The 20,795-nt window shown below is 39.7% G+C and carries 18 protein-coding genes; 10 read left to right on the top strand and 8 right to left on the bottom strand.

Annotated elements, in window-relative coordinates:
- Window positions 1–258 precede the first annotated feature (258 nt).
- Window positions 259–453, top strand: a complete 195-nt coding sequence (locus AN391_RS02050) for a (2Fe-2S)-binding protein (RefSeq protein ID WP_004588794.1) — start codon at window positions 259–261, stop codon at window positions 451–453.
- A 71-nt stretch (window positions 454–524) separates the two neighbouring features.
- On the opposite strand, the gene bfr (AN391_RS02045) is transcribed toward AN391_RS02050, so the two are convergent.
- Window positions 525–989, bottom strand: a complete 465-nt coding sequence (bfr, locus tag AN391_RS02045) for a bacterioferritin (protein ID WP_004588793.1) — start codon at window positions 987–989, stop codon at window positions 525–527.
- 12 nt (window positions 990–1,001) lie between these two features.
- Complete coding sequence (bfr, locus tag AN391_RS02040; RefSeq protein ID WP_024031963.1) at window positions 1,002–1,475, bottom strand: bacterioferritin; 474 nt, start codon at window positions 1,473–1,475, stop codon at window positions 1,002–1,004.
- 559 nt (window positions 1,476–2,034) lie between these two features.
- Here bfr (AN391_RS02040) and AN391_RS02035 point away from each other — a divergent pair.
- The 6 genes from AN391_RS02035 to AN391_RS02010 all read left to right on the top strand — a co-directional run bounded on the left by AN391_RS02035 (window position 2,035) and on the right by AN391_RS02010 (window position 10,793).
- Window positions 2,035–6,792 carry a PAS domain-containing protein gene (locus AN391_RS02035; protein ID WP_055013844.1) on the top strand — a complete coding sequence of 1,586 codons (4,758 nt, stop codon included), beginning with the start codon at window positions 2,035–2,037 and terminating at the stop codon, window positions 6,790–6,792.
- A 10-nt stretch (window positions 6,793–6,802) separates the two neighbouring features.
- A complete protein-coding gene (locus tag AN391_RS02030) occupies window positions 6,803–7,288 on the top strand; it encodes a GNAT family N-acetyltransferase (protein WP_029774246.1) in 486 nt (161 codons plus the stop codon).
- Between the two features lie 130 nt (window positions 7,289–7,418).
- Window positions 7,419–8,774 carry a DNA-3-methyladenine glycosylase 2 family protein gene (locus AN391_RS02025; RefSeq protein WP_055013843.1) on the top strand — a complete coding sequence of 452 codons (1,356 nt, stop codon included), beginning with the start codon at window positions 7,419–7,421 and terminating at the stop codon, window positions 8,772–8,774.
- The gene (locus tag AN391_RS02020; protein ID WP_055013842.1) at window positions 8,771–9,241 is read left to right on the top strand and encodes a methylated-DNA--[protein]-cysteine S-methyltransferase; all 471 of its coding nucleotides are present in this window, start codon (window positions 8,771–8,773) and stop codon (window positions 9,239–9,241) included. Before AN391_RS02025 ends, AN391_RS02020 begins: the two co-directional genes overlap by 4 nt.
- Before the next feature lie 74 nt (window positions 9,242–9,315).
- Complete coding sequence (locus AN391_RS02015) at window positions 9,316–10,107, top strand: hypothetical protein (protein WP_055013841.1); 792 nt, start codon at window positions 9,316–9,318, stop codon at window positions 10,105–10,107.
- Between the two features lie 101 nt (window positions 10,108–10,208).
- The gene (locus tag AN391_RS02010) at window positions 10,209–10,793 is read left to right on the top strand and encodes a thymidine kinase (protein ID WP_055013840.1); all 585 of its coding nucleotides are present in this window, start codon (window positions 10,209–10,211) and stop codon (window positions 10,791–10,793) included.
- Here AN391_RS02010 and ltaE read toward each other — a convergent pair.
- Window positions 10,776–11,780: a low-specificity L-threonine aldolase gene (ltaE, locus tag AN391_RS02005; protein ID WP_055013839.1), complete on the bottom strand. Its 1,005-nt coding sequence runs from the start codon at window positions 11,778–11,780 to the stop codon at window positions 10,776–10,778. The two genes, AN391_RS02010 and ltaE, sit on opposite strands and share 18 nt — an antisense overlap.
- Window positions 11,781–11,820: 40 nt before the next feature.
- Window positions 11,821–12,753 (bottom strand): 23S rRNA (adenine(1618)-N(6))-methyltransferase RlmF, encoded by a 933-nt coding sequence (rlmF, locus tag AN391_RS02000; protein ID WP_055013838.1) that lies wholly within the window; start codon window positions 12,751–12,753, stop codon window positions 11,821–11,823.
- 128 nt (window positions 12,754–12,881) lie between these two features.
- Between rlmF and AN391_RS01995 the strand changes: the two genes are divergently transcribed.
- Complete coding sequence (locus AN391_RS01995; protein ID WP_055013837.1) at window positions 12,882–13,784, top strand: alpha/beta fold hydrolase; 903 nt, start codon at window positions 12,882–12,884, stop codon at window positions 13,782–13,784.
- 10 nt (window positions 13,785–13,794) lie between these two features.
- Here the strand turns inward: AN391_RS01995 and AN391_RS01990 are convergent, their stop codons facing one another.
- From AN391_RS01990 to AN391_RS20310, 3 genes are all read right to left on the bottom strand, one after another.
- A complete protein-coding gene (locus tag AN391_RS01990; RefSeq protein WP_055013836.1) occupies window positions 13,795–15,222 on the bottom strand; it encodes a sulfotransferase in 1,428 nt (475 codons plus the stop codon).
- Between the two features lie 86 nt (window positions 15,223–15,308).
- Window positions 15,309–17,888 (bottom strand): TonB-dependent siderophore receptor, encoded by a 2,580-nt coding sequence (locus tag AN391_RS01985; protein ID WP_055013835.1) that lies wholly within the window; start codon window positions 17,886–17,888, stop codon window positions 15,309–15,311.
- A 343-nt stretch (window positions 17,889–18,231) separates the two neighbouring features.
- The gene (locus tag AN391_RS20310; protein WP_082422710.1) at window positions 18,232–18,381 is read right to left on the bottom strand and encodes an oxidoreductase-like domain-containing protein; all 150 of its coding nucleotides are present in this window, start codon (window positions 18,379–18,381) and stop codon (window positions 18,232–18,234) included.
- Window positions 18,382–18,485: 104 nt separating this feature from the next.
- Between AN391_RS20310 and AN391_RS01980 the strand changes: the two genes are divergently transcribed.
- A complete protein-coding gene (locus AN391_RS01980; protein WP_055013859.1) occupies window positions 18,486–18,908 on the top strand; it encodes a hypothetical protein in 423 nt (140 codons plus the stop codon).
- An 81-nt stretch (window positions 18,909–18,989) separates the two neighbouring features.
- Entirely contained in the window at window positions 18,990–20,351 is a 1,362-nt protein-coding gene (locus AN391_RS01975; RefSeq protein ID WP_055013834.1) for a M17 family metallopeptidase, read from the top strand.
- A 17-nt stretch (window positions 20,352–20,368) separates the two neighbouring features.
- Here the strand turns inward: AN391_RS01975 and AN391_RS01970 are convergent, their stop codons facing one another.
- Entirely contained in the window at window positions 20,369–20,755 is a 387-nt protein-coding gene (locus tag AN391_RS01970) for a VOC family protein (RefSeq protein ID WP_055013833.1), read from the bottom strand.
- Window positions 20,756–20,795: the final 40 nt, after the last annotated feature.

Genomic DNA, 20,795 nt, shown 5'->3' with positions numbered 1-20,795 from the left:
GCGATTTCTCGTTGTTTAAGAAATTTACCTAATAAAAAACATAATTATTTTTAGAGTGTAATTTAGTTAATAAATCTCAATTTAAGTGCCATATTTCATTATAAATCAACAAGTTCTCAACGCGCCGTGAATTCTCGATTTAAGTGGCACTGATCAAATTTTTTGAAAAATAAGCTTTTCTACTGCGAAACAATTGATAACCATTACTGTTTAGATTAATATGCACCTACTAAATGAAATTGAGAGTAGTTTGTATTCATGTATATTTGTCTTTGTCACGGGGTGACTGATAAAAAAATTGAGCAAACAATTGACGATGGTGCAACTACCATGCGTGAATTAACTAAAGAGCTTAAAGTAGGCAGCCAATGCGGTAAGTGTTGTTGTTGTACTAAAAAGATCCTAAATCGCAAACTTATTGAGATTGCAGATATTACCGATCAAGTCGCTTAATTCATTATTACAAAATTCTGATACAAAAAAAGCAGCTTATAAAGCTGCTTTTTTTATGGCCTAAACTTACCTTACAGTTGGGACTGTAAGTAATTTTCAAGCCCCGTGTTTTGAATAAGTAATTGCTGGGTTTCTAGCCAGTCAATTTGTTCTTCCTGCTCGTTCAAAATATTATCAAGCGCTTCACGGCTAATATAATCTTTTTTGTTTTCAGCTAACTTAATTGCACTGCGCAAGTCATCAATTGTATCTAGCTCAAAGCTCATATTTGCAGCAATCATTTCTTCGCTGTTTTCGCCTATGCGTAATCGGCCTAAGTCTTGTAGGTTAGGTAAACCTTCTAAAAATAAAATACGCTCAATTAGACGGTCGGCATTTTTCATTTTTTGAATTGAAACTTTGTAGTCTGCTTTATCGAGCTGGCTAAAACCAAAATCTTTAAACATACGGGCATGCAAAAAGTATTGGTTAATACCCACAAGCTCATTAGCAAGTACTTTATTTAAAGCAGCTATAACGTCTTTATCGCCTTTCATACTTTATGCTCCTTACTCGCCCATTTGTGCTTGATGGTAGTTTTGTGTACCAATTTTATCAATTAGACCTAGTTGTTGCTCTAACCAATAAACATGGTCTTCTTCGGTATCAAATAATAGCTTTTCTAATACTTCGCGCGACTGATAATCTTGTTGTTCTTCACAAATAGCAATTACCTCTTTAACACATGCCACTACTTCAAGCTCTAGTGTTAAGTCGTTCTGCATCATGCTTTTTACATCGTTACCAATTAAAAGGTCACGGCGTTTAGTCATGTTAGGCACGCCTTCTAAAAACAAGATGCGTTTTATAAGCCAATCGGCGTGATCTTTTTCTTCTTCCATTTCATGGTTAAGGCGCACATATAATTTATCTAAACCCCAGTCATCATACATTCGTGAATGAATAAAATACTGGTCAATTGCTGCTAACTCATTGGCTAGCAAAGTATTAAATGCATCGATTACTTTTTGATTACCTTTCATGATAAATCACCTTAACTATTTTAATTGTGCACAGTGTAGTTAAATCTACGTATTTTGCAAGTTTTTCTATAAAAATCATTGATTTACAATTGGTTTTGATTCTTATTTAAGTTTGCGTTATTGCTTGGTTTGTGTACAGTTTTGTATTTTTATTTAACTATGAAATGTGATTTATTTGTAGTATTTTCACCAAAAATTTTCAAATGTGGCTTAGGGTTTATACGTGTAAACGCACAATTGTATATAAGCGCGAGCGGTGTTATACCAAAAAATTGAATAAATTTAAGCACATTTTAAGGTTCTAGATAAGTAAAAGTTCGTATAAATAGTGAGCTTTAGTTTTTAACAATAAAATATAAAAAAGAGAAAGGTTAAATTTGCCGTAATTTAAACGTTTAGTCTATTTGAGTAATTAATTTTTAATTGCAACTTACTGATGTTTAAACTGTAATTAAGTGGTGTATTTTTCCAACTTTGAGGGCTAAAACTTGCGTCTTTTAGGTTTTAGTGCATTAATGTAGGTAACAAATAATGCATTTACAGTTATTGGATATATAGCATGGTTGAAGGAAAAAAGTATGGGCTGCTAAGTGGCACAGCTCAGTCTGTGCGTAGTAAGCTGATCATTACTTTTTTGTTTATGGCTATTGTTCCTCTTTGCTTACTGACCTGGTTCAGCTTACAGCATGTAAATAGTACCTTAAAAAAAAATGCAGATGCAGAGCTTCACGAATTAAGCTCTATTGCATCTGAGTTTACTAATTTATGGTTTGATGATCATCTTACTGATTTATATACCTTTAAAAACCAGCTTGCTAATTACCCTCTTGAACAAAGCAAACTAATAAACCATTTTGTTACTCACTATGATTTTGTAAATAGTATTGAGGTTATAGCTGCATCGGCACTTAAGCAGCCCATTATCTCGACTTACGGGCAGATAGACAAAGGTGAACTGAGCCAGCTTATTAACTCTGTAAGTACCTCAGCGCAAGCCACTTTCGGCTCTGTTGAGTTTAAAGGTAAACAGTTTAATATTGTGGCTATACCTTGGCTTAGTGATGCGCAAAAACTAGAAGGGGTAATTTTAGCAGAAGTAAATATGCATGGTCTTTTAGAAGGCCTAAGCACCATTCATAGCACACATAATGATGTTAGTTTTTTTGTACTTCATAACAATAAAATAGAGCGTTCTTCAGTAACGAATGCAGAAGAGGCTTCCGTTCTTACGCAAACCACACTAACTAATAAACAAATGTTTGAGTACAGCAGTACTCAGGGTACCACTTATAATGCTCACGTTAGCGAGTTAGATTTTTTGGGCGTAGAAGGGTGGCAACTTTTAGCGGCAAAACCTTCACACATAATGCTCAAAGACTTTGGTTATTATAAACGTTTGGCAATTTTATCAAATGCAGTGTCTTTATTGCTTGTTTTATGTGCAGCTTGGTGGTTTAGTCGGCGCTTATCTAAACCTTTAATTCAGCTCACCTCAGTAATGACTAAAATTACCGATGGCGAGAAAGTAACTGTACCGACCTTAACTGATAGCCATGAGTTAAATAGGTTATCAGTCGATCTTCAAAAAATGGTGGCAGTGAAAGAAGAGCAGCAGAGTATACTGCAAAAGCAACGTTCAGCTTTGCAAACCGCGTTTAAACAATTAGATGAGCAAAAAAGTGCCCTTGATGAACATGCCATTGTTGCAGTAACCGATTTAGCGGGCACTATTACTTTTGTCAATAAGAAGTTTTGTGAAATAAGCGGCTATGAAGAACATGAGCTTATTGGCCAAAACCACCGCTTACTAAACTCAGGCAGGCACGACAAAGGTTTTTTTAAAAGTATGTATAAAACCCTTAAACGGGGTGAAGTATGGAACGGCCAAATATGTAATAAAGCAAAACATGGGGGGTTTTATTGGGTAGATACTACCATAGCGCCATTTTTTGATGAGCATGGTAAACCACAAAGCTACATTGCTATTCGCACCGATGTAACACCATTGAAACTACAAGAGCTTGAACTTGAACAGCATAAAACCCAGTTGCAGTTAGTTATAGATACCACCGCTGTAGGAATATGGGATTGGTTTATAGATACCAGCAAAGTGACGTTTAATAATCGCTGGGCAGAAATAATAGGCTATAAGCTCAGTGAGCTAGAGCCAACAACAATTGATACTTGGTATAAGTATGCACACCCTGATGATTTAGTTATTTCAGAGCAAAAATTAAAAGCGCATTTTAACGGTGATACAGACTACTATGTCAGCGAAGCGCGGATGAAACACAAAGATGGCCACTGGGTGTGGGTGCTTGATACTGCAAAAGTAGTCGACTGGAACTTAGATGGCTCGCCTCGGCGTATGATCGGAACACATTTAGACATTACCGAGCGTAAGCAGATTGAATCTGAACTACAGTACAGCCGCGACCGCTTTGCTTCGTTAGTAGATAATATTCCAGGCGTGATTTATCGGTGTAAGTTTGATAAAGCATGGACCATGTTATATATGAGCGATCAGGTAAAAGGTATAACAGGTTATACGCCAGATGCGTTTATAAATAATAAAATACTGAGCTTTGCTTCAATGATTCACAAAGACGACAAAGAGGTTGAGCTACAAGTAAGTACTTGTATTGCTCAAAAACTACCTTGGTCGATTGAATACAGAATAAAAAGAAGTGATGGCCATATTCGTTGGGTACACGAAAAAGGTCAGGCCATTTATGGTGATGACAACCAAGTACTGTATTTAGATGGTTTTATTTCAGATATTACTGAGCGCCACAATACTCAAGCAGAAATTACCCGCCAGCAAAATTTGCTTGAGGCAATGAGTAAACAAGGCCAAATTGGTGCATGGGAAATAAACCTTGAAAGCCAAACCATGTATTGGTCAGATGTAGTAAAAGTAATACACGAAGTACCAGAAGAGTTTGAGCCTAGCATCGAAACAGCTATAAATTTTTATAAGCCAGGAGAGCATCGAGAGAAAATCAGTACTTTATTTGAATGTGCAGTCACTTTAGGTGAAAGCTGGAGTGTTGAGCTGATCATTTTAACTTATACCGGTAAAGAGCGCTGGGTTAAGTCGATGGGGCAGGCGGAATTTAAAGACGGTAAATGTGTGCGTGTTTTTGGGTCATTCCAAAGTATTGATACACATAAACGCCTAGAGTTAGAAAGCGAAAAAGCAAACGCCTATAACAAAAATTTAGCGTCATTAACGGTTTCGCCTGAGGTACAAAATAGCGACGTTGCACAAGTCAAAAAGCTGGCGATAAAGTCGATGGTAGAGGTATTAAATGTTGAACGTGCCTCTATTTGGATACTTAATAAACAGTGCGACGAAATGGCATGCCATGGCTTATATACTCGGCAAAACGGATTTGTAGATTTTGACGGCGTGCTCAAAAAGGCTGATTTTCCAAGTTACTATGAGGCAATTTTTGATCAAAACCTAGTGGCAATTGACGATGTGTATTCGCACAAGGCAACGGTTGAATTTACCCAAAGCTATACTCAACCATTAAATATTGAGTCGATGCTGGATGCAGTTATTTCATCCGGAGATGGTAATTTAGGTATTTTATGTGCAGAGACCGTCGGAGAAAAGCACATTTGGACGCAAAGTGAGGAGACTTATTTGCGCTCTTTGGCTACGTTAGTGGGTAGCACATTGGTCTCGCAAAAGCGTAAAGAAACCGCTGAAAAGCTAAAAGTTGCTTTAGTACAAGCGCAAGAGGCTGCGGTGGCAAAAAGCCAATTTTTAGCCACAATGAGCCATGAAATACGCACACCGATGAATGGCGTATTAGGCATGTTAGAATTGGTTGAGTTAGAGTCATTAAGTAAACCGATAGAAAAAAAGGTCGCTATTGCTAAAAGCAGTGCTCACTCCTTACTTGGTGTTATTAACGATATTTTAGATTTTTCAAAGGCGGAAGCAGGCAAAGTTGAGCTTGAGCATATACATTTTAATGCTCGCGACTTAATTGGCGAAATAGCCGAGGCGCAGGCCTTTACCGCACAAGAAAAAGGCATTGAGATTATTTTAGATTTAGTTTCTTTGGAGCCTTCTCATTTAATGGGCGACCCTGGGCGCATACGTCAAGTGGTAACCAACTTAATTAGTAATGCGGTTAAATTTACTAGTCAGGGTGAGGTGGTGGTAAGTGCTTCTGTAGAAAAAACTGAGCAAGACCTACTGCTAAATATAAAAGTAAAAGACTCAGGAATAGGCATAACCGAGGCAAAACAACAGCAATTATTTACCCCTTTTTCGCAAGTGGATGCATCAACCACACGGGAGTACGGAGGCACGGGCTTAGGGCTTGCTATATGTAAACAGTTATGTGAGCTAATGAATGGCAAAATTTCACTGGTGAGCGCACCTGGCAAAGGCAGCGAATTTACTGCAACCATGCAAGTGGCTGAAGGGGAAGAAAAAGAACGCATTATCCCAAATATAAATATGAGTTCGTTAAATGTACTCGTAGTTGATGATAACGAGACTAACCGCTTAGTTATTTCTCAACAGTTAGGACATTGGGGGGCAAAAGTTACGCTTGCTAGTAGTGCTAAGCAGGCGCTTGAGCTATGTGCAAAGCGCATAGAAAACAAACAAACTATGTTTGATATTGCCGTGCTAGACATGCAAATGCCAGAAATGGATGGAATGGAGCTGTGTAAAGTACTTAAAGCACATGATGACTATAAAGCCGTGCCACTGGTAATGATGACCAGTATTGCAGGTATGGAAGGCGCTCAGCGCTACTCAAAAATTGGTTTTCAAGCGTATTTTCCTAAACCAGTTACAACCGCCGATTTAATTTCTGCGTTATCGGTTATAACAAGTTCAGACAGCACCGACCCCCTTCCTCTGGTGACTCCAGGGTATATTTCGTCACTAAGAAAAGAAAAATCAGACACACCTGCAAAAATTTTATTAGTTGAGGATAACCCCGTTAATCAACATGTTTCTACACTGATGCTTAAAAAGCTAAATTGCGAGGTGATACTAGCGCAAAACGGGCAAGAAGCCATAAACACCTTAAGCGAGCACAACGAGGGGTATTTTGACTTAGTATTAATGGATTGCCAAATGCCGGTAATGGATGGCTTTGACGCCACGGCTAATATACGAGACGGTATGGCAGGGGATGAGCACAAAGCAATAAAAATAATTGCCCTAACCGCCAATGCAATGAACTCAGATAAAGAACGTTGTATTAATGCCGGTATGGACGACTACTTAACTAAACCCATTCAGCTTGATATTTTAAAAGAAAAAATAGAGCAGTACTTTTAGGATTAATAACATGAGTAAGCAAATACAAATACGCGACGCTAAAAAAAGCGATGCGCCAACCATTTTACAGTTTATTACCGAACTGGCCATTTACGAAAAAGAACCCGATGCAGTAAAAACAGATGAGCAGGCAATTATAAAAACGCTGTTTAGTGAGGGGGCAACAGCACACAGCGTTATTTGCCTTGAAGATGATGAGCCTATTGGCTTTGCGGTGTATTTTTATAATTACTCTACGTGGTTGGGTAAAAATGGATTGTATTTAGAGGATTTATATGTGAGCCCTGATAGCCGTGGCAATGGCGCGGGCAAACTAATAATGAAGCACTTGGCTAATAAAGCCATAAAAAACGACTGTGGTCGCTTTGAGTGGGTAGTACTTGATTGGAACAAACCCGCTATCGATTTTTATAATAGCATTGGGGCAAAAGCCCAAAACGAATGGATAATCTATCGTCTCGCAGGACAAGACTTGCTCGATTTTGCAGAGCAATAGTGATACTTACACGCTTAACTCACTAAGTGGGTTGGTATGATACTTTTAAAAGCAGATGAGTACCGAAAATGGCCAGTACTGGTTTAAAACATTGCTATGCTAAGGTACGTTTTATTGATTAAGACCCTTGATGAATAATCAGTATTGGCAAAAAGCGCGGCAAAGCCGTGATGCCCGATTTGACGGTTTATTTTACGTTGCCGTAAAAAGCACCGGCATTTATTGTCGGCCGATTTGTCCCGCACCTACTGCACATGAAAAAAACGTGTTGTACTATCAATACGCGCACAATGCCGCGCAAGCGGGCTTTAGGCCGTGTATACGCTGCCGGCCCGATAGTGCGCCAGGTAGCGCGGCTTGGCTGGGAGTAAAAACCACTGCACTAAGAGCTAAGCAATTAATTGACCTAGGTGAGAATGATAATTGCGAAATACTTGCTACTCGCTTGGGTATTACGAGCCGTTACTTGAGGCGTATATTTAACCAGCACTTTGGTGTGTCTATTACCCAATATCGTTTATTTAACCAATGTCAGTTTGCCAAAAAGCTTATTCAAGAAACCACATTACCAATAACCGATATTGCCTTTGCAGCTGGGTTTAAAAGTGTGCGCCGTTTTAATGATGCCTTTTTACAACAATTGCATTTAGCGCCATCAACGCTCAGAAAAACAAAAAAAGAGTCAAGCCCTGTGATTATATTAACGCTTCCCTTTAGGCCCCCCTACAATTGGCAAGCCTTACATAGCTTTTTATCAAAGCGACTAATATCGCCTATGGAGTGGATAACCCCGAATAGTTATGGGCGAACATTTAAGTTAAATGGGGCTGTAGGCCATTTTAACGCGCACTTTAAAGCAAAAAATAACCATTTTAAAGTTGAAATAGTGATAGACAATACCGAGCATTTACATAAAGTTATTAATAATATTCGTCGTGTGCTCGATGTAGATGCTGACATAAACCATATAGAAACTCACTTGAAGGGTAGTATAAATGGTGCATTTAATTTAAGTGAAGGATTAAGATTGCCTGGAATATGGTCGAGCTTTGAAGCGGGGATCCGCGCTGTGCTAGGTCAGCAAGTTAGTGTAGCAGCCGCACATACTTTAGTTACAAAGTTACTCGCAGAACGTGGTGATCAACATGCTGATAAAATATATTTTCCACAGCCAGAAGACTTAGCTACCTGCGACTTTGAATTTTTTAAAATGCCGCAATCGCGCAAAAATGCATTAAAAAATTTATCTAAGTACTGCGCCGATAATCCTGAAAATAGCCTTTTAGATAATTGGCTTGAGATAAAAGGGATAGGCCCATGGACCGTTAACTACGCCAAACTGCGCGGGCAAAGTAACCCAGATATATTGTTAGCTGGCGATCTGGGCGTAAAAAAAGCGTTAGTAAATACGCAGCAATTTAACCCTGAACTGAGCGCCCCATTTCGCTCATACTTAACCTTTCAGCTATGGCAACAACTTTCATGATTATCCAAACCGCTATTTCGAGCCCAATTGACGACATTATCATTCAAGCAACCGAAAACGGCGTGGGCTATGTCGGTTTTTATCCAAAAACACACTACACACATACACCCATTGAGCAGGTGACGAATGAACCGGCTTTAATTTGCGCAAAGCAATTAAGCGAATACTTTAATGGCAGGCGAATAACCTTTAATGTGCCATTAGATACGCATGGTACGCCTTTTCAAAACAGTGTGTGGCAAGCATTACTCAGTGTCCCTTTTGGTAAAACCAGTACTTATGGTGATATAGCCCGACTGTTAAACAATCCAAAGGCGGTAAGAGCTGTAGGGGCTGCAAACGGTAAAAACCCTATTAGTATTATTGTGCCGTGCCACCGGATCATAGGCGCAAACGCAAAGTTAACAGGCTACGCTGGTGGGCTTGCAAGAAAGCAATGGTTGTTAAAGCATGAAGGTTTAATATAGATTATAATCATTAACTTAGGCATTTATAAAACGACGCGCTACACTTTAGATAACTCAGCTAAAATAAAAATATTATGAGAATATATAGACTTATCAGCTTGTTTTGTGCTTTTACATTTGCAGCCCCTGCGCTGGCTGACCCAACGAATTTAGTGTTTTGCTACGAAGACAAAGACGTAGCACCTATGTTTTTAGGGGTAGGGCAGGAAGTACCGATAGATAACCCTGGCGCTTCGATTGAAATTTTAAAGCAATTAGATGCCGGCATACCCAATGTGACTATTTCATTTGTTAGAAAACCATGGCGCAGGTGCCTAAACGATTTAGAACTTAACCGTGTTAATGCGGTTATTGCAAGTTATCGTGCTGGGCGTGAACGTTTTGCTGTGTACCCTACAAACGAAAAGGGCGTATTGCTAGAAAGATTTGCAGTGAGTCGATTTAGTAGCTGCTTAATAGGGCGAGCGCGTTTTCATAAACAATGGAAAACCCGCGAAGTATTCCAAAATAAAGCATTCACTATTGCCATTCCTAATGGCTATGGCTTGAACAGCGCGCTAAAAGAAGAGCCTTTTTACATTCATAATACGTTTTCTAAAGATAAAGCATTTGAATTACTTGATAAAGGCGTTGTGCAGGCAAGTGTTGACTTATGCCAAGTAGATGACTTAAAAGTGTCGAGCTATCAACATAAAGGGAGTGATGTAAAACCCCTTTACCCACCTTATGAAACAACGGACGGTTATTTAATTTTTTCAAAGCAGTTTTATCAGCAAAATAGCCAGCTTAGTAAAGAGATATGGCAATGGCTAGCGCACTTTGATAGTGCTGAAATTTACATAAAATACTTGCAAGCTGTTGAGTAATAAGAAAATCAAAGCGCTTATTAACTAAAATAGCGATATGAAATTGGTATTAATCGTATATTAAGGTAGCATAAGCGCACTTTTTATCTTAAGGCACGGCAATGGCTCAATTATACTTTTACTACTCTGCGATGAATGCGGGTAAATCAACCACCTTGTTACAATCTGCGTTTAACTATCGTGAGCGCGGCATGGAGCCCGTTATTTTAACGGCTGCCATTGATAACCGCTCTGGTGTAGGGAAAGTATCGTCTCGTATCGGTCTTCAAGCTGATGCACATATATTTGATGAATCTAAAAATGTATTTGATTTGATTCAAAACCTTCAAAACGAAAAAAAACGCCACTGTGTATTGGTCGACGAATGCCAGTTTTTATCTAAAGAGCAAGTTATGCAACTAACTGATGTGGTTGATGAACTTGGTATTCCAGTATTATGTTATGGCCTGCGAAGCGATTTTAGAGGCGAGTTATTTATAGGCTCTCAGTACTTGCTAGCATGGGCCGACAAGCTGGTTGAACTTAAAACAGTATGTCATTGCGGCCGTAAAGCCAATCATGTGTTGCGCACAGATGAAAACGGCAATGCGATTGCCGATGGTAACCAAGTAGAAATTGGCGGCAACGACCGATACGTTTCGGTGTGCCGCAAACATTATAAAGCAGAATTAAATATGGGCCGCTAAGGCATTTAAAAATGTATCAATATCTTCGCGCGTAATATCTAAATGCGTTACTAGCCTAAGCTGCTTGCTTGGGCTAAATAATATACCTTGCAGCTTAAGCGCTTGTGCAAGCTCTTCAATATTAATACTACTACTGTACGTTGCATACACCATGTTGGTGGTGTTACTCATATCTACAGTAAAACCGCTTAATTTATTTAACTTTTGAGCTAAATAACGCGCATTAGCGTGATCATCTTGCAAGCGATTTACATTGTGCTCAAGTGCATATTGACCAGCGGCTGCAAGCATTCCTGCTTGGCGCATGCCGCCTCCGAGTACTTTTCTCCAGCGCCTAGCTTTGTCGATTAATGCTGGTGCGCCTAATAATAGCGAGCCGATTGGCGCACCTAAGCCTTTAGATAAACAAATTGAAACAGAATCAAAGTGCTTTGTAATTGCTGTTATATCTACATTTAGATCAACGGCTGCATTAAACGCGCGCGCACCATCTAAATGCAGTGCTAATTTATGCGTATTAACAAAGTCGTGAGCTTGGGTTAAGTACTCAAGCGGGAGCACTTTACCGCCAATAGTATTTTCAAGGCTAAGCAAGCGCGTGTTGGCAAAATGGCAGTCCTTAGGTTTTATAGCTTCGGCAATCTTGTTAAAACATAAGCTGCCGTCTTTTTCGTTTTCGATAGGTTGAGGTTGTATTGAGCCAAGCACGGCAGCGCCACCGCCTTCAAACTTATAGTTATGGGCATTTTGTCCACAAATATATTCGTCCCCGCGCTCACAATGCGCCATTAAAGCTAATAAATTGGCTTGCGTGCCAGAGCTACAATAAAGCGCAGCGTCAAAGTTAAAACGCTTACACGCGTATGCTTCTAATTGGTTTACGCTAGGATCATCCCCGTACACATCATCGCCTACTGGCGAGTTGTACATTACTTCGCGCATAGCTATTGACGGTTTAGTAACTGTGTCTGAGCGAAAATCTATCATTATTGTTATTCCTTTATTAGGGCCTTTTTATTTTGTGGGTTTACACAAGTTCTTCAAAAATGTGTTCGCGAGTGGCTTTATCAAAATAACTCCAGGCAATAAAACGACTTACTTTTTGCCCTTGTGCCATATTTATAATTTTATATTCAGCAATAGGGAGGGTGTTTAGTTTTTTTTCTAAGGTAGTAAGGGTTTCTTTTTTTGAAACCAGTGATGTAAACCATATAACTTGCTCTGCAAACAACTCGCTTTCGGTGATCATATTACTGATAAACTGGGCTTCACCCCCCTCGCACCATAGCTCATTATTTTGCCCGCTAAAATTAAGGGTGTTTTTAGGTGATTTTCCTAAATTTTTCCACTTTCGCTCAGTGCCTTTGTTAGCCTCGTCCGCGCTTGCGTGAAACGGAGGGTTACACAGAGTTAAGTGAAATAAATCTTTTTGATTAATAATGCCTTTAAAAATAGAAGAAGCATTTTTTTGATGTTTTAAAGTGATTTTTAAACCGTTAAACTGCGCTATTTGCTTTGCAATTTTTATTGAACTTGCATCTATATCACTCCCTGTAAAGTGCCAGTTATACTCGTGGCTACCTGTAAGAGGGTAAACTAAGTTAGCCCCTGTCCCAATATCAAGCGCTTTAATTTTACGTCCTGTCGGTATGTTTTGTTGGTTATCTGTGCTTAATAAATCGGCTAAGTGATGTATGTAATCTACTCGCCCAGGAATAGGGGGGCATAAGTTTTGATCGGGTATATCCCAAAATTCTATATTATAGTGCGCTTTTAATAGAGCTTGGTTAAGCGTTTTAACGGCTTTGTTATTGCTAAAATCGATGCTTTTACTGCCCGCAGGAGTTGTTATTATAAAAGGTGCTAACGCATTATGTTTTTCACATAACATGTCCAAATCGTAGCCATGTAAGTGTTGATTGCGAGGATGTAACTTGTTGCTGTTTGATTTTGATTTCATAGCTTAAATTTAGCAATTCAATAATAATGTAATTGTATCAAATGCCCCGCTAAAAAGTGCAACCATTTACTTTAGAATTAACCATGCTACTGGTAGGATGAGTAAGTAAAAATAACAAAGGAAAATTTGTGGCAATCACTCAGCAATCACATTTTGTTCAATTAAACAATCAACAAACTTTGCATCTACGCCGTATCGCGAACGATGATAAAGCAGGCCCCGTCGTGTTTTTAATGCATGGAGCAGTAGAAAACGGCAAAATTTTTTATACTCACAGTAATAAAGGTTTAGCGCCTTTTTTGGCGGAGCAAGGATATTGTTGTTATGTAGCAGACCTGCGTGGGCGTGGTGAAAGTAAGCCGCTGATTTCACGTCATGCTAAATATGGTCAAACGGAGGCGATAGTTGAAGATATTCCCGCCTTTATTAATTATATAGAGGAAGAGGAGGGCAAAAAGCCTGACTATTGGGTCGCTCACTCTTGGGGAGGCGTTTTAATGAATAGCGTTTTTGCTCGTTTTCCTGAGTATGTAACAGACGTGAAGGCCTGTGCCTATTTTGGCTCAAAACGTTCATTATTTAACAACCACCCTAAAAAGTTACTGCAAGCGAATGTGATTTGGTACTTTATGGCGCCATTACTCGCTAAAAAGCATGGTTACTTAAATGCGAAAGGTTATAAGTGGGGCAGCGATAACGAATCGCAAAAGTCGCATTATCAAAGTATGCAATGGGCTAAAAAAAGGCCTTGGGTAGATAGCGATGATGGTTTTGATTACGCAAGTGCGTTAGCTAAGCTGCATGTCCCCCCTACACTTCATATTGGCGCAGTAAACGACAAAGCTCTGGCGCAGCCTATTGATATCAAAAAGTTTATGGCAGAGTCAGGGCCTGGAAAACAAACCCTAAAAGTTTATGGCAAGCGCTATGGCCACAGTGTGGATTACGATCATATTAATATGCTTACTCACCCGCAGGCACGGGATGAGCAATTTAAAGATGTTGTAAGCTGGTTTAACGAGCACAGTTAGGCAATTAGGCTCATTCAAATTGTTTTAAAAGCGGTGTTTTATAGCGCTCCCAATGCGCGAGTGCCTGTGTATTAATTGGCTGCCTAATGGCGTGTTTGCTTAATGTGCTAACAGCAGCCTTACGCTTATAAAATGCTAAGCATTGCGGTTCATACTCACACCCTAAAAACGAAAATAAAGCACTTAGCTGCGACTCAGGCTCGGCAACTATTTGCTCATAATGAATATCGTATAGCGGTAATGAGGGCAGGCTGCGCCAATGATCCATTAATTTTGCATACAACGCATGGTAAAGTTTAAATTCTTTTAAATCACAAAAGTACGGCTCATTTTCGGCAAAGTAGTTACTGAATACCGAAAAAGCAGTGGCGTTAAAATCCCTACTTAAATTAATAAATTTAGCATTAGGGAACAGCAAGTAAATTAAGCCAATAGACTGATAGTTACTCGGTAGCTTATTAATAATGAAAGGGCGTATAGGCTGTGCTTTTTTTAATTCTTCAATATAGATATTGCGAGCTTTTGCGATTAAATCGTTACTAAGTGCGCTTAAGCATTGCGGGTAAGGGGTTTGCGTTTGCTGCTCTATAAATGCCACCACTTGGTTAGCAACACTGGTGTTTTCACCTAATGTGGCAAACTGTGAGTGGCTGGCCATCATTTGCTCAAGTAAGGTAGAGCCACTTCGGGGCATGCCAATAATAAACACGGGCGTAATAGTGCCGGTAAAAGTCTGATCGGCAGATGCAATTAGCTGTTGTGTATTATACGTTATAATTGCTTCATAAAAAGGCACTAAGTCACTGGTTTTAAAATGAGTAAGCTTTTTTTGAAGTTTATTGGCAAGCACATAATAGTTAAATGCTTGCTCTGTGTCGTCTAGTTTGTCGTAGCTTTTGCCTAATGCGTAATAACACACCATTTTTAAGCGCAGGTTATTCGTTTGCGTTAAAAAGTGGTGTAGGTTGCTCACATAATTATGTTCTTTATTAAAGCGGCCCAATTGAACTAATTCAAATAATATATAAGCCGTTACAGGATAAATCCCCATACTTAGCGCATGCGCAAATGTAGTGTGCGCCTTGTCTAATTCACCGTAGTTTAAATATTGTTGGGCTAAGTAGTAGTGAGGCTCCGGGTTATGGCTTGCAAGGCTTTTAGCATATTCGAGTACTTTAAGCGCATCGTCAGGGGATTGAACACCATTAAAAGCATCGGCAAGGGCGTGTAAAGGTTCTAGCATATGAGGTAAACGTTCGCATGCTTTTTGTAATAAGTATACCGCTGCATCAAAGCGCTCTAGCCTAAGCGCTATTCTACCTAATCCAAAAAATGCCTCGCCGCTTTGTGGGTCACTATTTAAAATTGCTTTAAAATGAAACTCAGCTTCTTTGAGTTTATTTTGCTGTAATAATTGATTGGCTTTTTTAATTAGCATGATGAGACATTATTGTTTTTTAATTAATATAAAATAAAAAAGGCGAAATGTCTTACCATTTCGCCTTGGTTTATCATGAAAAAATATTAGAACGTATAGGTTGCTTTCGCGTAGTAGAAGCCGCCGTTAATACCGTATGGAGACGTTTCGTAGTATTGCCCGCCCCAGTTATTGTTAGGAATACCGGTACGGTCTTCAAAATCAAGTTTTTCAGCGTCTTGGTCAAAGATGTTTTGTGCACCTACCGAGAAACTAATAGATTCGTTTAAGAAGTACGTTATTTCAGCGTCAATGGTCACCGCTGCGTCAGCTGTTTTTGCTGTTGCATCGTAATCTACGTGAACACCTTGGTATTCGCCGTAGTAATTAGCACGGGTAAACATTGAAAAAGATTCCCACTGCTGTGCCCAAGTAAGCGTTGCACGGTGGTTAGGTAAATCTTCTTCTAAGCGCTTAACTTTAAACTCTCCGGTAATGTCGCTGAACTTAGTTACTTCAGTTTCATTCCAGTTGTAAGCAAGGCTAAATGTAGAGCTTCCGCCTAGCATGTCAGCTGTGTAGTTAGCTACTAAGTCAATACCTTGCGTTGTAGTATCAAAGTCATTAGTAAAGAAGCTTACTTGCGCATAGCTTTGTGCATTAGGTACACCTGCTGCTTCTAACGTGTCTTTATCAGCTTGGCTTAATACGATTTTTTCTGATTGGCTGATGCGATCTTCTACGTCAATGTTGTAGTAATCAAGCGTTAAGAATAAATCACCAATTGTGTATACTGCACCTAATGTGTAGCTTTGCGATTCTTCAGGTGTTAGCTCTGTACCACCTAGTTGCACAGCAATTGGGTTTGTAGGTGGTAAAAGTGCTGAATCTTGTAATACACCATCACTTAAGTTTGTTTGTACGTTACTTACGTTTGCTTGGCCAACAGTAGGCGCACGGAAACCTGTACTTACAGAACCACGAATATTTAAGTCTTCTGTAAGGTGGTACTGTGCCATTACTTTATAGTTGGTAGTTGAACCAAAGCTGTCGTAATCTTCAAAACGTACTGCAAGGCCCATTAAGAACTCTTCAGTAAAAGGTGCTTCTACATCAACATAGGCTGCGTAGTTACGGCGGGTGTATTCGCCGGCATCCGACGGTTTAAAACCAGGGAAGCCGTTAGAGCCAATGCCAAAACCTTGCTCGGTTAAAGGACCTGCTGTAAATGACGCTTCGTCACCAGAAATAACAGTAAATGTTTCTTCGTGCCATTCTAAACCACCGGCAATATTTACATCGTACGCTAGGTCAAAATCAAAGCCTTTTGAAAGGTCAAAGTTAAAGTTTTTCTCTAGTTGCTCGTATTTACCTGGGCTAAAATCACGCGGGCTGTCTGCCCCTAATGAGGCATTAACTGTATCGTAAATAAAGTAGCGTGATTCATTTAAGCCCACCGTACCACTTAAATCGTAAAAAGCATCTTTAAGGAAACCACCTGTAAACATACCTTTTGTACCAATAGTTAAAGAGGTATCTGTGATGTTGCCACCAAAATTAGGTGTAAAACCACCAGGAATGGTTTCGTTAAATGCAAAACAATCAGGGTTATTAGCAACACCGCTAATGTAATCTGGGTTATCTAAAACGTTATCGTCAATCGCGATAGTTGGACAGTTACCGCTCATGTCTTCTGTTAAATCGGCAACAAGCAGTGTTTCACCGCCATCGTTTGAGTAAACACCTGGGCGAGTATGTGGGTTACGGTAGTAAAAACCACCGCGTACGTCACGCTCAGAGTAGTTACCAAACATATAAAATTCAGAGTCGTTTGTTAGCTCTAATCCGACATTACCAAAAATTGAAATGTCGTCATCAACTTCAGGTGCACCCCAAACTTGGGCAAGCGAAGAAACGTCAGGCACACCTGCAGCAGCGAGTCCTGCGGCATCTGGGCGTTGTACTGAGCGGCTTGTTGCATCTGCTGTTTTATATTGAAAACTTAAGTTAGCAAAGCCGTTATCGGTAAATGGTAAGCCCACATTACCCGAAATCTGTGTTGTGTCACCATCGCCTTCATAGTATTGGCCATGACGTACTTCGAACTTACCCCCTTCAGAGGCATCTTTTAGTTGGAAGTTCATTACACCTGCGATTGCATCAGAGCCATATTGTGCTGCTGCGCCATCGCGTAGTACTTCTACTTGCTTAAGTGCAATACTTGGGATTACTGAAATATCAGCACCTTGTGCACCATCGTTAATACCACCACCTAAAAATGCAATAACTGAAGCACGGTGACGGCGTTTACCATTTAAAAGAATTAACGTGCTATCTGAGGGCAGACCACGTAAGTTAGCTGGGCGTACTAGTGATGCTGCATCACTAATAGGGTTTTGGTGAACATTAAAAGAAGGAACAGAGCCTTTTAGTAGTTCAAGCATGTCAGTGTTACCTGACTTTTCAAGCTCTTCACCGCCAATAATATCAATAGGAACTGGTGAATCACCAATAGAGCGTGGCGCTGAACGCGTACCCACTACGGCAATTTTTTCAACATTTTTGTTTACTTTGGTTTCAGTTTCTTCTGCTGCAATAGCAGACCCTGATATAAACAAACCAGCTGTGGTCGTTGTAGCTAAAGCAAATCTAATTGCTTGATTTAGCGTGTTGCTTTTAAGTTTCATTCTAATTTTCCCCAGTTAGAATATATTCTGTACGTAATGCAGTAATTAACACTACTTATTTATTATTTTGGACGTGTTCACATGGGGATAAAAAGTCAACCTACTCGACTTTTTAGAGCTAAAAGCTCACCTCATGTGAAGTCCTATGTACAGCCTATACATAAAAAACTTTGAGGGCAATTAATAATTAACGCTTTAATAACAAAAAGTTCAAAATAAAATATATTTGCAACAATGGTGCAGTATGTAACTAATTTGAACTAATAAAGTGCGGTTTTAGTGTTTTTTAGAAGATTTAATGCGTGAAGCAGGTAGGTAAATGTTATCAACTTGTTTATTTAAGTTAGTTTGAAGGTGGGTTTTGCGCTTGCCAGTCACGATACTTTTGCCTGTATTCGTCCCACACGCAAGGGCAGCAGGTACCTCCACCGCAACATTCATCAGGCTTAGGTTTTTGGGGTTTAGGGATGGCCACTTTTGGTTTGTTTTGCATAGAAATGAGTTTATAAGCACTGATATAGTGCAAAAGCATAAAGTATAGGGCGTATTAAGTAAATTATTCTTGTGTAAAACCCTTTATGTGTGAAAATACACGCTATGCGATTATATAAAGTTATTCACCGTGCGCCTTGGCGGGTAGTTAAAATTAGTAAAAAGCGCCAACAGCTTCGCTTTCGTCGTGCCATGGTGGCGCTTAAAATTGCGCTCGAGCAAGAAAAGCAAGAAACCATAGAAATGCTCACTATTTATAAGCGTTACACGCAAGGCCAAACCAGCAAAGAAGAGTTAAAACGTGCTAACGAGCAGTTTGTTGATATTTTAAAGGGGCTTGGTCTTGGTATATTTGCCGTACTGCCGTTTGCACCTATTACTATTCCTTTGGTGGTTAAGCTAGGCCAGTTAGTAGGTGTTGATGTGTTGCCAAGCTCATTTAACATTAATAAACCCGTCAAAGATCTCGACGCCGAAATTATTAAAGAGGATTTAAAACAACATACTAAAGCACCTAATAAAGAATAAACTAGGTTAAATTAGCTATACCTTTTGGTCACTCTTATTGATATGCTTTGAGATACCATTTTTTATTTTATGAGCTTTTCAATGAGTGCATTACTTCGTCATACTTCTTCTGGTATTCCTTTATCTTTTATTCTCAAAAACGAGTTCACTGACTGGCAATCTCAACAACCGACTTTTATACAAACATGGTTAACTAATAGTGGCTTTGAAAAGCAAGGTTTAGCGCTTGTGCCAGATGCGCAAACCGGTGAGTTAAGCCACGTATATTGTTTATTACAAAGCAAAGATGATTTTTGGGCCGCAGGCGAGCTTGCCAATAAATTACCGCTGGGCACGTATCAAATTCAGGGTGATGATACCTTTGTAGAACAAGTAGCACTAGGTTTTGTGTTAGGCGGCTATGAATTTAGCGAATATAAAGAAAAACCAACTGCCAAGGCACAACTGGCCATCGCCGATGAAGCATTGTATCAACGTATCAAGCAACAAGCCGATGCTATTTATTTGGCGCGTGATTTAGTAAATACACCGGCGGTCGATATGATGCCGCAGCACTTATCGCAAGTAATGGAAGATTTAGCCAGCAATTATAATGGCGAGTTTACTCAGTGGATTGGCGATGAGCTACTTGAGCAAAACTACCCAACTATACACATGGTAGGGCGCGCCAGCGAAAACAAACCGCGTTTACTTGATTTAAAATGGGGCGACAAAAACGCACCGCTTATTACCTTAGTCGGTAAAGGGGTATGTTTTGACTCTGGCGGGCTTGATTTAAAACCAAGCACAGGCATGCGTAACATGAAAAAAGACATGGGCGGTGCAGCGCATGTTATTGCATTAGCTCAGTTAATTATGGCAGCTAATTTACCAATTAGATTACGCGTTTTAGTGCCTGCGGTTGAAAACGCGGTATCACGAAATGCATTTCGTCCAGGTGATGTAATTAAAACGCGTAAAGGCATTATGGTAGAAATAGATAATACCGACGCAGAAGGGCGTTTAGTATTGTGTGATGCACTTAGCGAGGCACAAAACGATAACCCTGAACTAATTATTGACTTTGCGACATTAACAGGTGCTTGTCGTGTTGCTTTAGGGACTGAGTTACCGGGCTTTTTCTCAACAGAGCGTGATGTAGCAAATGGGATTATTGATGCAGGTATGGATGTAAACGATCCTGTATGGCAATTGCCTTTATTTGATCAGTACAAAAGCTTTTTAAAGAGCGATGTAGCCGATATGGCTAACTGTGCTAGCACACCGTTTGGTGGGGCCATCACCGCAGCGCTTTATTTAAAAGAGTTTGTAGAGCCAACCACTCCATGGGTACATTTTGATGTAATGGCGTGGAATTTACGTGCATTACCTGGTCGCCCAACAGGTGGTGAAGCGTTAGGGATTCGTGCGGTATTTAATTACCTGCAAAGTCGCTTTAAATAAACCTTGTTATACGAGGGTTATACCTCGTATAACTCAAGTGGCAGGTTATCTGGATCGGCAAAAAAGGTGAATTTTTTGCCGGTTATTTCATCCACTCTTATCGCTTCCACTGTTATATTTTGTGACTCTAAATACTGCTTTGCTTGGGCAACGTTTTTAACTTTAAATGCTAGATGCCTTAAGCCCTGCGCTTCTGGGTAGCTTGGTCTTGCAGGGGCTGCGTCAAACGAAAAGAGCTCTATTTGGCTGCCATCAGGCATGGCTAAATCTAACTTATACGAATTACGTGCCGCTCTAAAGTGCTCGTTAATAACGTCAAGTTTAAGTATGTTGCTATAAAAGTGTTTAGAACGAGCGTAGTCACTGCAAATAATAGCAGCATGATGAATACCTAATAGTTCCAAGTTAGTTCCTTAATTTTATTGTCCTTAAAAACAAAAACGC

The sequence above is a fragment of the Pseudoalteromonas sp. P1-13-1a genome, assembly GCF_001401875.1.
Taxonomy (GTDB): domain Bacteria; phylum Pseudomonadota; class Gammaproteobacteria; order Enterobacterales; family Alteromonadaceae; genus Pseudoalteromonas.
This window is presented reverse-complemented; position numbering and strand designations above follow the sequence as displayed.